The sequence below is a fragment of the Pseudomonas sp. B6001 genome, assembly GCF_013386015.1.
Taxonomy (GTDB): Bacteria; Pseudomonadota; Gammaproteobacteria; order Pseudomonadales; family Pseudomonadaceae; genus Aquipseudomonas.
Genome location: NZ_JACAOX010000001.1, coordinates 317631 through 332557 on the forward strand (window position 1 = coordinate 317631; position 14927 = coordinate 332557).

12 protein-coding genes, 2 tRNA genes and 1 riboswitch are annotated in these 14927 nt (G+C 61.0%); of the genes, 1 reads left to right on the top strand and 13 read right to left on the bottom strand.

The window, feature by feature from the left end:
* Positions 1-37 precede the first annotated feature (37 nt).
* From HX821_RS01595 to ltaE, 6 genes are all read right to left on the bottom strand, one after another.
* A tRNA-Arg gene (locus HX821_RS01595) sits at positions 38-114 on the bottom strand.
* Between the two features lie 108 nt (positions 115-222).
* Positions 223-313: transfer RNA gene (locus HX821_RS01600), tRNA-Ser, on the bottom strand.
* Positions 314-375: 62 nt separating this feature from the next.
* A complete protein-coding gene (gene csrA / locus HX821_RS01605) occupies positions 376-564 on the bottom strand; it encodes a carbon storage regulator CsrA (protein WP_002554426.1) in 189 nt (62 codons plus the stop codon).
* Positions 565-750: 186 nt separating this feature from the next.
* Positions 751-1992, bottom strand: a complete 1242-nt coding sequence (locus tag HX821_RS01610) for an aspartate kinase (protein ID WP_003214308.1) — start codon at positions 1990-1992, stop codon at positions 751-753.
* Between the two features lie 95 nt (positions 1993-2087).
* Complete coding sequence (gene alaS, locus HX821_RS01615) at positions 2088-4706, bottom strand: alanine--tRNA ligase (protein ID WP_177022208.1); 2619 nt, start codon at positions 4704-4706, stop codon at positions 2088-2090.
* 146 nt (positions 4707-4852) lie between these two features.
* Positions 4853-5857, bottom strand: a complete 1005-nt coding sequence (gene ltaE, locus HX821_RS01620; RefSeq protein ID WP_032899380.1) for a low-specificity L-threonine aldolase — start codon at positions 5855-5857, stop codon at positions 4853-4855.
* Between the two features lie 190 nt (positions 5858-6047).
* Positions 6048-6217: riboswitch (FMN riboswitch) on the top strand.
* A 111-nt stretch (positions 6218-6328) separates the two neighbouring features.
* Between ltaE and HX821_RS01625 the strand changes: the two genes are divergently transcribed.
* Positions 6329-6838 carry a 6,7-dimethyl-8-ribityllumazine synthase gene (locus HX821_RS01625; protein ID WP_003214313.1) on the top strand — a complete coding sequence of 170 codons (510 nt, stop codon included), beginning with the start codon at positions 6329-6331 and terminating at the stop codon, positions 6836-6838.
* A gap of 130 nt (positions 6839-6968) precedes the next feature.
* Here the strand turns inward: HX821_RS01625 and astE are convergent, their stop codons facing one another.
* From astE to HX821_RS01660, 7 genes are all read right to left on the bottom strand, one after another.
* Positions 6969-7973, bottom strand: a complete 1005-nt coding sequence (gene astE / locus HX821_RS01630) for a succinylglutamate desuccinylase (RefSeq protein WP_003214315.1) — start codon at positions 7971-7973, stop codon at positions 6969-6971.
* An 11-nt stretch (positions 7974-7984) separates the two neighbouring features.
* Positions 7985-8275, bottom strand: a complete 291-nt coding sequence (locus HX821_RS01635) for a hypothetical protein (protein ID WP_003214319.1) — start codon at positions 8273-8275, stop codon at positions 7985-7987.
* A gap of 23 nt (positions 8276-8298) precedes the next feature.
* The gene (astB, locus tag HX821_RS01640) at positions 8299-9645 is read right to left on the bottom strand and encodes an N-succinylarginine dihydrolase (protein ID WP_102369720.1); all 1347 of its coding nucleotides are present in this window, start codon (positions 9643-9645) and stop codon (positions 8299-8301) included.
* Positions 9646-9803: 158 nt separating this feature from the next.
* Positions 9804-11273 carry a succinylglutamate-semialdehyde dehydrogenase gene (astD, locus tag HX821_RS01645; protein WP_177035226.1) on the bottom strand — a complete coding sequence of 490 codons (1470 nt, stop codon included), beginning with the start codon at positions 11271-11273 and terminating at the stop codon, positions 9804-9806.
* Positions 11270-12295 (bottom strand): arginine N-succinyltransferase, encoded by a 1026-nt coding sequence (gene astA / locus HX821_RS01650; RefSeq protein WP_003214325.1) that lies wholly within the window; start codon positions 12293-12295, stop codon positions 11270-11272. Before astA ends, astD begins: the two co-directional genes overlap by 4 nt.
* A gap of 49 nt (positions 12296-12344) precedes the next feature.
* Entirely contained in the window at positions 12345-13364 is a 1020-nt protein-coding gene (gene aruF, locus HX821_RS01655; RefSeq protein ID WP_003214328.1) for an arginine/ornithine succinyltransferase subunit alpha, read from the bottom strand.
* Between the two features lie 245 nt (positions 13365-13609).
* Positions 13610-14830 carry an aspartate aminotransferase family protein gene (locus HX821_RS01660; protein ID WP_003214332.1) on the bottom strand — a complete coding sequence of 407 codons (1221 nt, stop codon included), beginning with the start codon at positions 14828-14830 and terminating at the stop codon, positions 13610-13612.
* Positions 14831-14927: the final 97 nt, after the last annotated feature.

The following is a 14927-nucleotide window of genomic DNA, read 5'->3' on the forward strand; positions in this document are numbered from 1 at the left end:
AGCCAAGCTACCTGCATTGCTGCAACTAACTCTTAAATGGTGCACTCGACAGGATTCGAACCTGTGACCGCTCGGTTCGTAGCCGAGTACTCTATCCAGCTGAGCTACGAGTGCATTTGTTGCCGCGCATTATAGGCCGTTCAATCTCTATGTAAAGCTATTTTTTCGTTTAGTTTCAACAACTTAGCGAAAAAACCAGATTGCAACGTACTAAGCAAATAATGGCGGAGAACGGGGGATTCGAACCCCCGACACCCTTTTGAGGTGTACTCCCTTAGCAGGGGAGCGCCTTCGGCCACTCGGCCAGCTCTCCGCAACACGGGGCGTATATTAACCAGCTTCATCCCCGTTTGCAAACATAAAAAACGATAAAAATTAATGGCTTGGTTCTTCGTCCTTCTCTTTCTTGATCCGCAGGTAGATTTCCTCGCGGTGGACAGCCACCTCTTTCGGAGCGTTAACCCCGATACGCACTTGATTGCCTTTGACGCCGAGCACGGTCACGGTGATTTCGCCATCACCAATAATCAGGCTTTCTGCGCATCGACGAGTCAGAATCAGCATACCTTTCTCCTCACGCATTTCATTTCGGGAACAACAGTCTGCAAAAAAAAGGCATTCGACCTACAACCAAATGGCCATAGCCCTGCACGCCTAAGTATTGTCGAGCGCAGGTAAAAGAACAGGTCTTCACCACGCGCCCGACAAAAAAATGAAAGGCGCGGATAACCGCGCCTTCCTGGTAACGCATCACTCGCCCTGTCGGGCCGGAGCGTCCAGCTCAAAAGCGGTATGCAGTGCGCGTACAGCCAGTTCCAGGTACTTCTCTTCGATCACCACCGACACCTTGATTTCCGATGTGGAGATCATCTGGATGTTGATGCTTTCCTTGGCCAGGGCTTCGAACATGCGGCTGGCAACGCCCGCATGGGAACGCATGCCCACACCCACGATCGACACCTTGGCAATCTTCGTATCGCCGACCACTTCACGGGCGCCGATTTCCTTCGCAGTGTTCTGCAGGATCCGCTCCGCCGCATCGTACTCGTTGCGGTGCACGGTGAAGGTGAAATCGGTGGTGTTATCGTGCGAGACGTTCTGCACGATCATGTCGACTTCGATGTTCGCGCCACTGATCGGGCCCAGGATCTTGAAAGCCACGCCCGGGGTGTCTGGCACGCCACGGATAGTCAGCTTGGCTTCATCACGGTTGAAAGCGATACCGGAAATGATCGGCTGTTCCATGGATTCCTCTTCATCAATAGTAATGAGGGTGCCCGGACCCTCCTTGAAGCTGTGCAGTACGCGCAGCGGAACGTTGTATTTGCCGGCGAACTCAACGGCACGGATCTGCAACACCTTGGAACCGAGGCTGGCCATTTCCAGCATCTCTTCGAAGGTGATCTTGTCCAGGCGCTGGGCCACGGACACGACCCGCGGGTCAGTGGTGTAGACGCCATCCACATCGGTGTAGATCTGGCATTCGTCAGCCTTCAGGGCTGCCGCCAGGGCCACGCCAGTGGTGTCGGAACCGCCACGACCGAGGGTGGTGATGTTGCCGTGCTCGTCGACGCCCTGGAAACCGGCGACAACTACCACACGACCGGCTTTCAGGTCAGCGCGAATCTTCTGGTCATCAATCTGCAGGATGCGGGCTTTAGTGTGCGCGCTATCCGTAAGAATGCGGACCTGGTTGCCAGTGTAGGACACCGCCGGCACACCACGCTTGTTCAGCGCCATGGCCAGCAATGCGATGGTCACCTGCTCACCGGTGGAAATGATCACGTCCAGTTCACGGGGAACCGGTTGCTGATCGCCACTGATTTGCTTGGCCAGATCGATCAGGCGATTGGTCTCGCCGCTCATGGCCGACAGCACCACCACCAGGTCATCGCCGGCATCGCGGAATTTCTTAACCTTGTCGGCGACCTGCTCGATTCTTTCGACAGAGCCGACCGAGGTGCCTCCAAATTTCTGTACGATCAAAGCCATTTCTAAGCCGCCTCAGCCCGTAAAGGGGCGCCTGTTATTCAATCAACCAGCACTGACTGAGCCCGCGACTAGACCACGGGCTCATTAACAGCGCCTTAAATACCTGCCTCGACAAACGGCACGGTCAGGGCCAGGGCCGCGTCCAGGGCGCCGGCGTCAATACCACCGCCTTGCGCCATGTCCGGACGACCACCGCCCTTCCCGCCCACTGCCGCGGCGGCTTGCTTCATCAAATCACCGGCCTTGAGTTGGCCAGTCAGGTCCTTGGTTACACCGGCAACCAGAACGACCTTTTCCTCATGGACACTGCCGAGCAGGATCACTGCGCGGCCGAGCTTGTTCTTCAACTGATCGACCAAGGCCAACAGCGCCTTGCCGTCCTGACCGTCCAGGCGTACGGCCAGCACTTTCACACCCTTGACGTCCAGGGCAGAAGCCGACAGATCGTCGCCCGCCGCACTGGCCGCCTTGGCCTGCAACTGCTCCAGCTGCTTCTCCAGCTGACGGTTGCGCTCCAGTACGCCGGAGAGCTTGTCGATCAGGTTGTCGCGGCTGCCCTTGACCAGGCCGGCCGCTTCCTTGAGTTGTTCTTCTGCCGCATTGAGGTAGGCCAGGGCCGCAGCACCGGTGATCGCTTCAATACGACGTACGCCGGAAGCCACGCCGCCTTCGCTGATGATTTTCAGCAGGCCGATGTCGCCGGTACGGCTGGCGTGAATACCACCACACAGCTCCACCGAGAAGCTGCCGCCCATGCTCAATACGCGCACTTCGTCGCCGTACTTCTCGCCAAACAGCGCCATGGCGCCTTTTTGCTTGGCGCTCTCGATATCGGTTTCTTCGGTTTCCACCGGGGTGTTCTTGCGAATCTCGGCGTTGACGATGTCTTCCAGGGCCTTCAACTGCTCAGGCTTGATCGCCTCGAAATGACTGAAGTCAAAACGCAGGCGCTGGCTATCGACCAACGAACCCTTCTGTTGCACATGCTCACCCAGCACCTGACGCAACGCAGCGTGCAGCAAGTGAGTGGCAGAATGGTTCAAGGCAGTTGCATGCCGTACGTCGGCATCTACCTGAGTGTCCACCGGCGCGCCGACGGTCAGGTTGCCCAGCACCAGCACGCCGTGATGCAGGAACGCACCGCCGGTCTTGGTGGTGTCGCGCACTTCAAAACGACCGGAGGTGGAGCTCAGGAAACCACAGTCGCCAACCTGGCCACCGGATTCAGCGTAGAACGGGGTCTGGTCGAGGACCACAACGCCCTCGTCACCTTCGTTCAGCACGTCAACCGACTTGCCGTCCTTATAGATAGCCACGATCTTGGCCGAGCCAACGGTGGCCTCGTAACCAATGAACGAAGTCGCCACATCAACCTTTACCAGGGTGTTGTAGTCCAGGCCAAAGGAGCTGGCGGAACGGGCACGGACGCGCTGGGCTTCCATCTCACGCTCAAACCCGGCCTCGTCGATGGTCAGCTCGCGTTCGCGGGCGATGTCGGCGGTCAGGTCCATCGGGAAACCGTAGGTGTCGTACAGCTTGAACACGACGTCGCCCGGCACCACGGTGCCCTTGAGCTCGACCAGGTCCTGCTCGAGGATCTTCAGGCCGTGCTCCAGGGTCTTGGAGAACTGCTCTTCTTCAGCCTTGAGCACGCGCTCGATATTGGCTTGCTGCTGCTTGAGTTCCGGGAAGGCATCGCCCATCTCGGCCACCAGCGCGGCAACGATCTTGTAGAAGAAGCTGCCGGTGGCGCCCAGCTTGTTACCGTGACGGCAGGCCCGACGGATGATGCGGCGCAGCACATAGCCACGGCCTTCGTTCGACGGCAGCACGCCATCGGCGATCAGGAAGCCGCAGGAACGGATGTGATCCGACACCACCTTGAGCGACGACTGGTTGTCGTTGGCACAGCCAATGGCCGCGGCCGAAGCGCTCAGCAGGTTGGTGAACAGGTCGATCTCGTAGTTGGAGTGAACGTGCTGCATCACCGCACTGATCCGCTCCAGGCCCATGCCGGTGTCCACCGACGGCGCTGGCAACGGATGCAACACGCCATCGGCGGTGCGGTTGAACTGCATGAACACGTTGTTCCAGATTTCGATGTAGCGGTCGCCGTCTTCTTCCGGCGAGCCCGGTGGGCCGCCCCAGATGTCGGCGCCGTGATCGTAGAAAATCTCGGTGCACGGGCCGCACGGGCCGGTATCGCCCATGGTCCAGAAGTTGTCGGACGCGTAAGGCGCGCCCTTGTTGTCGCCGATGCGAATCATGCGCTCGACTGGCACCCCGATTTGCTGGGTCCAGATGTCGTAGGCTTCGTCATCGGTGGCGTAGACGGTCACCCAGAGTTTTTCCTTCGGCAGCTTCAGCACGCCGGTCAGGAAGGTCCAGGCAAAGGTGATCGCGTCTTTCTTGAAATAGTCGCCGAAGCTGAAGTTACCCAGCATCTCGAAGAATGTGTGGTGGCGGGCGGTGTAGCCCACGTTTTCCAGGTCGCTGTTCTTGCCGCCGGCGCGTACGCACTTCTGGCTGCTGGTGGCGCGGGTGTAGGCGCGCTTTTCCTGGCCCAGGAAGCAGTCCTTGAACTGGTTCATCCCCGCGTTGGTGAACAGCAGGGTTGGGTCATTGCCTGGGATCAAGGAGCTGGAGGCGACACGGGTGTGACCTTGCTCTTCGAAGAAGCGAAGGAAGGCTTCACGGATTTCTGCGCTTTTCATTAGGTTCTTCCACGGAGGCTGCGGCCAAAGGCCAGTGCTAAACGTCATCAGACGGAGCGACGGCAAAGGGCCGCATTATATCGGCCCTTTGCCCGTGGTACAGCGTGTTTATGTGATAGAAACAGTCAATTAGACGGTCTGCACTGTCATTTCCGGGAAAACTCGACAAATGTCGCGAGCACTTGCTCGATCTGCGCCCGGCTGACGTCCAGGTGCGTGACCATGCGCAGGCGCGGCGCCGCGCTCAACTTGATCCCGCGTTCGGCAGCAAACGCCTTCAAGGCCTGGGCTCGATCACCGATGTCGACGTAGACCATATTGGTCTGCACCGGCTCCACCGTATAACCCGCCTTGCGCAGTTCATCCCCCAGCCATTGGGCATTGGCGTGGTCGTCGGCCAGGCGCTGCACCTGGTGATCCAGGGCGTACAGCCCCGCCGCCGCCAGCGAACCGGCCTGGCGCATGCCGCCACCGACCATTTTGCGCAAACGGCGGGCCTTGGCGATCAATGCCGTGGAGCCGCACAACACCGAGCCGATAGGCGCGCCCAGGCCTTTGGACAGGCACACCGACACCGAATCGAAGTGCCGGGCAATTTCCCGCGCATCCACACCCAGCTTGACCGCCGCGTTGTAGAGCCGCGCGCCGTCCAGGTGCAAGGCCAGGCCGTGTTCCCGGGTAAAGGCTCGCGCGGCCGCCAGGTATTCCAGCGGCAGGACCTTGCCCTGCATAGTGTTTTCCAGCGCCAACAAGCGGGTACGGGCGAAGTGGAAGTCGTCCGGCTTGATCGCGGCCAGCACGTGCTCCAGGTTCAGGGAACCGTCGGCCTGCACTTCCAGGGGTTGTGGCTGGATCGAGCCGAGAACCGCCGCGCCGCCGCCTTCGTATTTGTAGGTGTGGGCCTGCTGACCGACGATGTATTCCTCGCCACGCTCACAGTGCGCCATCAACGCCAGCAGGTTGCTCATGGTGCCGGTGGGCACGAACAACGCGGCGGCAAAACCCAGGCGCTTGGCCAGTTCGGCTTCCAGGCGATTGACGCTCGGGTCCTCGCCGTAGACGTCGTCGCCGCTGGCGGCCGTGGCCATCGCCTCGAGCATGCCAGGGGTCGGTTGGGTCACTGTGTCGCTGCGCAGGTCAATCACGTTCATCAAACTAGCCTCTAGCGGATTGGAGCGTTTCTTGTGTTAACGATTACTGCGGGCAAACCCGCGGAATATCAAGCCCCGTGCTTGCACAATCGAATACCAACCAAACAAACCGATATAGGTTATCGATAAACCAACCGTGCAGTTTCTGAAAAACCATGATAAAAACTCTCCGCCGCCAGGGTTCTGGCGGCAACGTTCTCAGGGCGGGGTGTAATTCCCCACCGGCGGTAATTGCACGCAACGTGCATAGCCCGCGAGCGCTTGGCGCCTCGAACTGCCTCGGCAGGACGGCGACAAGGTCAGCAGACCCGGTGTGATCCCGGGGCCGACGGTCATAGTCCGGATGAAGAGAGAACGGGATTGGCACCTAAGGGCCGCGCTGACGTCATGTTCACATGAGCCCGCTGTGCGTACCCTTAAATCCCATTCGATTCATAACGCCCTGTTTTTTTCTTAAACAGGAGTCAGAACATGCAACCCACCGCAATCGACAGCAAAAGCAAAAACCATCACGGCGAGCGCGTCGCGTTTATCCAGGCCTGCTGGCACAAGGATATTGTCGACCAATCCCGTAAAGGTTTCCTCGCCGAAATGATCGCCCAGGGCTACCAGGAATCGGACATCGATTTCTTCGAAGTCGGCGGCGCCTTTGAAATGCCCCTGCACGCCAAGCTGCTGGCCAAGTCCGGCCGTTATGCCGGTATCGTCGCGGCCGCCCTGGTGGTGGACGGCGGGATCTACCGTCACGAGTTCGTGGCCCAGTCCGTGGTCAGCGGCCTGATGCAGGTCCAGCTGGAAACCGAAGTGCCGGTGTTCTCGGTATCCCTGACCCCGCACCACTTCCACGCGGGCAGCGAGCACCATACGTTCTTCTATGAGCACTTCGTGCACAAGGGCCAGGAAGCGGCACGCACCTGCGCCGACACCCTGCACAAGGTTCGCGCACTGCGTCGCAATGAGCCACGGGCTCTCGCGGTTTAAGCAACACTGCAAAGCAAATGTGGGAGCGGGCTTGCTCGCGAAAGCGGAGTGTCAGTCAATACATGTCTGACTGATACACCGCCTTCGCGAGCAAGCCCGCTCCCACATTTGACCGAGTCGGTCTCGGGGTTCAGGCCAGGCCGGCATCCGTGGTCGGCACAATCAATATCCCTGCTCGCAAGCCATTCTTGACCTTCGGGTTCGGGAAGATGATGCGTGCGCCCTCCTCCTCGATCACCCAGCGGGTCTTGGCAATGTCCTCGGCCAGCAGATAACCCTTCTCCAACTCCGAAAAGTTTTCCACGTCCGCCGGCAAATGCAGGACGAAGGTATCGCTGTGCTTGATCACTTCCCGGGAGACGCTGAACAGCTGCAGGCCATCCAGGCTCTCGGTGGCCGGCTCGTTACCCTCGATGATCTGCGTGAGGCGGGTTTCCAGGCGCGATACGTCCACGCCCTGGTTCTGCCCGAACGGCCGGGCCTTGCCCAACTCCAGGGTGAAGGACTCGGCCTCCAGCTGCTCGTAGGTAAACGCCGTGAAGGTGATCGACGTCTTGTTCTGCAACAGCACCGCCTCCAGGCCGGCGGCTCGCAGGCGCGCCAGTTCACGACGTGAATGCTGGCGACCGTCCTTCCACGGGTACAGTGCGAACTGCTCGATCTTCGAGCCACGGATGGCGGTGTGCAGGTCGTAGTGCAAACGGCTACGCCCAGGCACGCTGAAGAAGGTGCGGGCCAACTGTTCAAGCTCGGCGGCGCGCATGGCTTCAGGGCCGATGTTTTGTTCATGACGGCCGTTGAACAGCCGGTTGACGTCCAGTTCGAGGTAACGCTCGCCGCGGCGCATGGCCTCAGGGTTGCCGAACAGGAACAGGATACGGGTGCGGGGCTTGATCTCCCCACGGGCAATGCCCTGCAGCAAGCGGTCGGCCAATTCGATTGGCGCGGTTTCGTTGCCATGGATGCCGGACGACAGCAGCACGTCGCTGCCGTTGTCCCGCGCCTCAGGAGGCCGCACTTCCAGCGCGCCCTCACTGAGCCAGCGCAGTTGCACGCCGTCGACAGTCAGTTGAATTTTTTGCGCCGGTTCGCGACCGGCGAGGGTCAGTTCAAGCAGTTTGCCGAGGGCGAGCATACGCAGCTTCCTTAGTGGTTGCAGCCAGGACCGTGGACGTGATCGTCGTCATCACCTTCAACGTCGGCCGGTTCCATTTCCAGTTGCAGGCTCATCAGGTTGGTGGCCAATGGGCGCATCAGCAGGTTGGCGTATTCCGCGTCGCCTTCTTCCACGTCCACGCCGATCAGCAGTTGGCCACGGCCGTCGTGCTGGATCCAGATCTCCTTGCCCTGCCACACCACGGCGACGCGGGTGCAGGAGGTTTCCAGCTGGGTGCCGTCGGTGTCTTCAAGGATCAGTTTCAGGGTGTCGGTGGTCATAAATAGTTCTCAGCCGTGCGGCGTTAATTGATCTGGAAAGGATAAACCGAGCCCAGTTTAAGGATTTGCGTCAGTTCATCCAGTGCCGTCCGGCACTCAAGCAGCAATTGCGGGTCAGCCAGGTCGGTTTCCCGCAGGCTGTCGCGGTAGTGCTTGTCGACCCATTGGGTCAGCGTGTCGTACAACGGCGCCGTCATGATAACCCCTGGGTTGACCGCCGCCAGTTCGGTTTCATTCAAGGCTACACGCAAGCGCAGGCACGCCGGGCCACCGCCGTTCTGCATGCTTTGCTTGAGGTCGAAGACTTTGACTTCACGGATCAGCCCGCCGGAGGACGTCAGGCCTTGCAGGTACTGCCAGACACGCTCGTTGGCGCGGCATTCTTCCGGCACGATCAGCAGCATCGAACCGTCGGCGCGGGTCAGCAACTGGCTGTTGAACAGGTAGGAACGCACCGCGTCTTCAACACCCACCTGGGCCCGTGGCACGCAGATCGACTGGAAATTGCCGCCGAGCTTGCCGAGCTTGCCCTGCAATTCGCCGAGCATCTGATCGGTATTGAGGAACGCATCCTCGTGATAGAACAGCACCTCGCCATTGCCCACCGCGATCACATCGTTGTGGAACACACCGGCATCGATCACCGCCGGGTTCTGCTGGGCGTAGACCACGCCGTCATCCCGCAGGCCGTGCAGGCGCGCGACCGCCTGGGAAGCTTCAAGAGTCTGGCGTGCCGGGTACTTTTGCGGCGCCGGGTAGCGGGTGTCGAACGCGCTGCGGCCGAACACGAAAAACTCTACGCCCGCCTCGCCATAGTCCCGGCAGAAACGCGTGTGGTTGGCCGCGCCTTCGTCACCGAACTGCGCCACCGCCGGTAATGCGGCGTGGTGGGCGAAGTGCTTCTGGTCAGCGAACATCGCCCCCAGCACGCGGCTGGTGGTCGGGTGTTCGATGCTGCGGTGGTATTTGCAGTTGAGGTTGGCGGCGGTGAAATGCACGCGGCCGTCAAAGGTGTCGGCGCTCGGGCTGACGGTCGCGGCATTGGCCACCCACATGCTCGACGCCGAGCAACTGGCAACCAGCAGCGGCATGGCTTGCTTGGCGGCCTGCTGGATGACTTGTGCGTCGGTGCCGGCAAAACCGAGGTTGCGCAAGGCGGCCACATCCGGACGTTCCTGGGGCGCCAGCACACCTTGCACAAAGCCCATTTCCATCAGGGCCTTCATCTTCGCCAAGCCTTGCAGCGCAGCTTCCTTCGGGTTGGAGGACTGCTGGCTGTTGCTTTGGGACGCGACGTTGCCGTAGGACAAGCCGCCGTAGTTATGGGTCGGCCCCACTAGACCGTCAAAATTGACTTCACAGGATTTCATCGGCGAGGCTCCACGAACATCTGTATTTTTATAGGCATCAAATTACTTGAACACACCACAAATCAAGTGTGGGAGCGGGCTTGCTCGCGAAAGCGGTGGTTCAGTCGCCTGAAATGTTGAATGACACACCGCCTTCGCGAGCAAGCCCGCTCCCACATTTAGATCAGCGTCACACCCGGGGTTAACGTCGCCGGTAGCACCAGGCTCGGGGTCTCAAGGGAGGCCACCGGGTACGCGCAATAGTCCGCCGCGTAATAGGCGCTGGCGCGATGGTTACCCGAAGCCCCTACCCCGCCAAATGGCGCGCTGCTCGCAGCACCCGTCAGCTGTTTGTTCCAGTTGACGATCCCGGCACGGCTTTCCAGCCAGAACTGCTGGTAACGCGCCTCGGAATCCGACAGCAACCCGGCCGCCAAGCCGTATTGAGTGTTGTTGGCCTCGGCAATCGCCGCCTCGAAACCAGCGTAGCGGATCACTTGCAGCAGTGGGCCGAACAGCTCTTCGTCAGCGCGTTCCGTAACCTCGGTCACATCGATAATCCCCGGCGTCAGCAACGCAGCCTGGGCCTGGGGTTGAGTCATTTCCAACAGCGCCACGGCGCCATTAGCCAACAGCAATTCCTGGGCATCCATCAACGCCTTGGCAGCACCGAGGGAAATCACCGAGCCCATGAACGGCGCCGGCGTTTGGTCAAATGCGCCGACTTCGATGGTCGAGCTCACCGCCACCAGGCGTGCGAGCAACGCATCGCCCCAGGCGCCTTCCGGCACCAGCAGGCGACGGGCACAGGTGCAACGCTGGCCAGCGGAGATAAACGCCGACTGGATAATGGTGTACACGGCCGCATCCACATCGGCCACTTCGTCCACCACCAGCGGGTTGTTGCCGCCCATTTCCAGAGCAAGGATCTTGTCCGGGCGCCCGGCGAATTGCTGGTGCAGATGGTTGCCGGTGCGGCTGGAGCCGGTGAAGAACAAACCGTCGATGCCCGGATTCGCCGCCAGGGCGATCCCGGTTTCCCGTGCGCCTTGCAGCAGGTTCAACACGCCCGCCGGCAGGCCGGCGTCGATCCAGCATTGCACGGTCAACTCGGCGACTTTCGGGGTCAGTTCGCTCGGTTTGAACAGTACGGTGTTACCCGCCAGCAAGGCCGGTACGATGTGGCCGTTAGGCAGATGACCGGGGAAGTTGTAAGGGCCAAACACCGCCACCACACCGTGGGGCTTGTGGCGCAATACGGCAGTGGCGTCGCCCAACGGGCCGCTCTTTTCGCCGGTACGTTCGCGGTAGCTTTGCACCGAGATCGCGACCTTGTTGACCATGCTGGTGACTTCAGTCGCCGATTCCCACAAAGGCTTGCCGGTTTCCTCACCGATGCAGCGGGCGAGTTCGTCAGCACGACTCTTCAGGTTGGCGGCGAAGGCTTCCAGCACGCTCAGGCGCTCTTCCAACGAACGCTTGGCCCAGGCCGGAAACGCCTGGCGTGCGGCCTGGACGGCGGACTCGACCTGCTCGGCGGTGGCGCCATTACCCGACCACACCACCTGCTGGGTCACCGGGTTCAGCGACTCAAACACTTCACCCTGGCCAGCCAGCCATTCACCTGCGATGTATAGCGAATTCATTATTTCGACTCCCGGGCAGCGGACAACGGTACGGCACGCACTTGATCACCGGCGATCAGTTGCAGGCGCTTGGCGGTCTGTTGATCGACCACCAGGGTGCCCGCAGCCAACCGCGCCGGCGCGGCGGTGATGCGGCAATCTTCACGTTTGCGGTTATGGATCAGGAACGGCGTGGCGTCGTCGCCCGGCGTACCAATCGCCAGCACCAGCGCTTCGCTGTCGCGCACGGCGCGGATCTTGGTGGTTTCACACTCCACCGCCGGGCCCGCGTCGAAGATGTCGACGTAGCCCTGGTAGCTGAAACCTTCGCTCTTGAGCATGCTCAGGGCCGGCTCGGTGTCGGTGTGGACCTTGCCGATCACGTTGCGCGCGTCTTCAGACAGGAAGCAGGTGTACAGCGGAAACTTCGGCATCAGCTCGGCGATAAACGCCTTGTTGCCCACGCCAGTGAGGTAGTCGGCCTGGCTGAATTCCATCTTGAAAAAGTGCCGGCCCAGGCTTTCCCAGAACGGCGAGCGCCCGGCTTCGTCGGACATGCCGCGCATCTCGGCGATGATCTTGTTGCCGAACAGCTGCGGGAATTCCGCGATAAACAGCATGCGCGCCTTGGCCAGCATGCGGCCGTTAAGGCCGTTGCGGTAATCGGCGTGCAGGAACAACGAGCACAACTCGGAGTTGCCGGTCAGGTCGTTGGCCAGAAACAGCGTCGGGATTTCACGGTAGATGTTCAGCTCCTGGGAGGCGCTGACCGTCAGGCCGACCCGGAAGTTGTACCAGGGCTCACGCAGGCCGACAGCACCGGCGATGGCGGAAATCCCCACCACGCGGCCTTCGTCGTTTTCCAGCACAAACAGGTAGTCCGCATCACCGCGCCCGGCTTCGCCGCGAAAGGTCTTTTCAGCCCAGCCGACCCGATGGGTCAGGCGCTCTTCGTTGGCCGGCAAGGTGGTGAGGCCGGTGCCGGTGCTGCGCGCCAGATCAATCAGGGCCGGTAAATCGCTGCTGCGTACGGGACGAACGATCATGCTATCTCCTCAAACGGGCCGCCTTGCAAGCCACCCGCGAAACTCATTCTTAAACCGCTACCAGTCGAACGCTGGCACCTTCGCCGACGCCCAGGGCTTCGGCGGTTTCCAGGTCCAGGGTCACTGGCTTGCCCGGCGCGTAGTCCAGCTCCAGCATCACCGCGCGGTAATCCTGCAACTGGCCGTTGCTCACCAGGTACTGGCGGCCGACACCCTTGACCATCTCACCGATCTTCACCGGCACCACACGGCTCTGGGCGATCGAGCGAATGCCCGAGACGCGTGCATGCAGGGTTGGGCCGCCGTCGAAGATGTCAATGTAATGGTCGGTCTCGAAGCCTTCGCGCATCAGGATGTCGAAGGTGATCTGCGCCCGCGGGTGCACCTGGCCCATGGCTTCCTGGGCTTCGTCGGGCAACAGCGGCACGTAGATCGGATAGTGCGGCATCAGTTCGGCGAGGAAGGTCCGGCTCTTCAACCCGCACAGGCGCTCGGCAGCGGCGTAGTTGAGGTCGAAGAAGTTGCGGCCGATGGCGTCCCAGAACGGCGAATCACCGTTCTCGTCGCTGTAGCCCACAATCTCGGTGACCACCGAATCGGCGAAGCGCTCCGGGTGGCCGGCCACGAACAGCAGGCGGCCACGGGAGTTGAGCTCCGACCACGGCGAACCCACCAGCTCCGGCACCACGTAGAAGCTGGTCAGCAGGCTGTTGCCGGTGAGGTCATGGCACTGCGAGAGCACGTGGATCTTGTTGTGGATCTTCAGCTCGCGGGAAGCGTGCACGAAGGTCTCGTTACGGAAGCTGTAGAACGGTTCCGAGTAGCCGGCCGAGGCAACGATGGCCGAACAGCCCACCAGCTTGCCGGCGTCGGTGTCTTCCAGGACGAAGAAATAGCTTTCTTCACCGTTGAAGCTGACCTCGGCGGCGAAGGAAGCTTCGCTCGCAGCGATCTTGTCGCTCAGGCGTTCGACATCATCCGGCAAGGAGGTGACACCAATCGGGCTGTCCGCAGCCAGACGCTGTACCTCGCCCAGATCAGCCATTTGCGCGGGGCGCATCACCAGCATGGTGTCACTCCTTAACTCGAAAAACTCACAGGAAAAAATGCCGGACACGATCTTGAAATCAGTGAGGTCAAGTGTGGGAGCGGGCTTGCTCGCGAAAGCGGTGTGTCATTCAACATTTCAGGTGACTGAGCCACTGCATTCGCGAGCAAGCCCGCTCCCACATTTGATCTTCACAGCTTCAACTAAAGAGTCCGGCATACAAAATTTGTGTTGGGCGCCCGACTCGCCGGGCACCCGACGGTCCATCAGGCTTGCGTCAGCTTTTTCACAGCACGTTCGAAGCGGTCCAGGCCTTCCTGGATATCGGCATCTTCCACCACCAGGCTCGGGGCGAAACGCACCACATCCGGGCCGGCTTGCAGGATCATCAAGCCTTCGCGCTCAGCGGCGTTGAAGATGTCCTTGGCCTTGCCTTTCCAGGCATCGCTCAGCACGCAACCGAGCAACAGGCCCAGGCCACGCACTTCGGTGAAGATGCCGTATTGCTGGCCAATCTTCTCCAGACGGGAAACGAACAAGTCGTGCTTGGCGTTAACGCCGGCCAGCACTTCTGGCGTGTTGATCACGTCGATCACCGCTTCCGCCACCGCGCACGCCAGCGGGTTGCCGCCGTAGGTGGTGCCGTGGGTGCCGACCACCAGGTGCTTGGCCAGGTCTTCGCGAGTCAGCATGGCCGCGATCGGGAAACCGCCGCCCAGGCTCTTGGCGCTGGTGAGGATGTCCGGCACGACGCCGTAATGCTGATAGGCGAACAACTCGCCGCTGCGGCCCATGCCGGTTTGCACTTCGTCGAACACCAGCAGCGCGTTGTTCGCGTCGCACAGGTCGCGGGCACCTTGCAGGTACGACAGTTCTGCCGGCAGCACGCCGCCTTCGCCCTGGATCGGCTCCAGCACCACGGCGCAGGTCTTGTCCGAGACGGCGGCTTTCAGCGCCTCCAGATCGTTGTAAGGCACGTGGGTGATGCCGACGATTTTCGGACCGAAGCCGTCGGAGTACTTCGACTGGCCACCCACGTTCACGGTGAACAGGGTACGGCCGTGGAAGCTGTTCAGCGCGGCGATGATTTCGTATTTCTCGGTGCCGAAGCGGTCGAACGCGACACGACGGGCCAACTTGAAGGCGGCCTCGTTGGCTTCGGCGCCGGAGTTGCAGAAGAACACACGCTCGGCAAACGTGGCGTCGATCAGCTTATGGGCCAGGCGCAGGGCCGGCTCATTGGTGAAGACGTTGGACACGTGCCACAGCTTGTTGGCCTGTTCGGTCAGTGCACCGACCAGCGCCGGGTGGGCGTGGCCCAATACGTTGACCGCGATGCCGCCGGCAAAGTCGATCAGCTCTCGGCCCGCCTGGTCCCATACGCGGGAACCTGCGCCACGCACAGGGATGAAAGCGGCAGGTGCGTAGTTGGGAACCATGACCTGGTCGAAATCGGCACGTTGCACCGGGGCTTGCTCAACGGACATCGGAGTCTCCTGAAGAGGAACGCCTGCCTGAAACTGGCGGGCGATGCAGGGATTGTAAGGACAGTTTTCAGCGCGGCCTTGCCGCCAAGCGACAACT

Bases quoted from the DNA above. Each gene is read 5' to 3' on its own strand.
- astB (WP_102369720.1), bottom strand. From the start codon at position 9,645: ATGAAATCCTGTGAAGTCAATTTTGACGGTCTAGTGGGGCCGACCCAT.
- csrA (WP_002554426.1), bottom strand. From the start codon at position 564: ATGCTGATTCTGACTCGTCGATGCGCAGAAAGCCTGATTATTGGTGAT.
- alaS (WP_177022208.1), bottom strand. From the start codon at position 4,706: ATGAAAAGCGCAGAAATCCGTGAAGCCTTCCTTCGCTTCTTCGAAGAG.
- HX821_RS01635 (WP_003214319.1), bottom strand. From the start codon at position 8,275: ATGACCACCGACACCCTGAAACTGATCCTTGAAGACACCGACGGCACC.
- aruF (WP_003214328.1), bottom strand. From the start codon at position 13,364: ATGCTGGTGATGCGCCCCGCGCAAATGGCTGATCTGGGCGAGGTACAG.
- ltaE (WP_032899380.1), bottom strand. From the start codon at position 5,857: ATGAACGTGATTGACCTGCGCAGCGACACAGTGACCCAACCGACCCCT.
- astA (WP_003214325.1), bottom strand. From the start codon at position 12,295: ATGATCGTTCGTCCCGTACGCAGCAGCGATTTACCGGCCCTGATTGAT.
- HX821_RS01625 (WP_003214313.1), top strand. From the start codon at position 6,329: ATGCAACCCACCGCAATCGACAGCAAAAGCAAAAACCATCACGGCGAG.
- astE (WP_003214315.1), bottom strand. From the start codon at position 7,973: ATGCTCGCCCTCGGCAAACTGCTTGAACTGACCCTCGCCGGTCGCGAA.
- HX821_RS01660 (WP_003214332.1), bottom strand. From the start codon at position 14,830: ATGTCCGTTGAGCAAGCCCCGGTGCAACGTGCCGATTTCGACCAGGTC.
- HX821_RS01610 (WP_003214308.1), bottom strand. From the start codon at position 1,992: ATGGCTTTGATCGTACAGAAATTTGGAGGCACCTCGGTCGGCTCTGTC.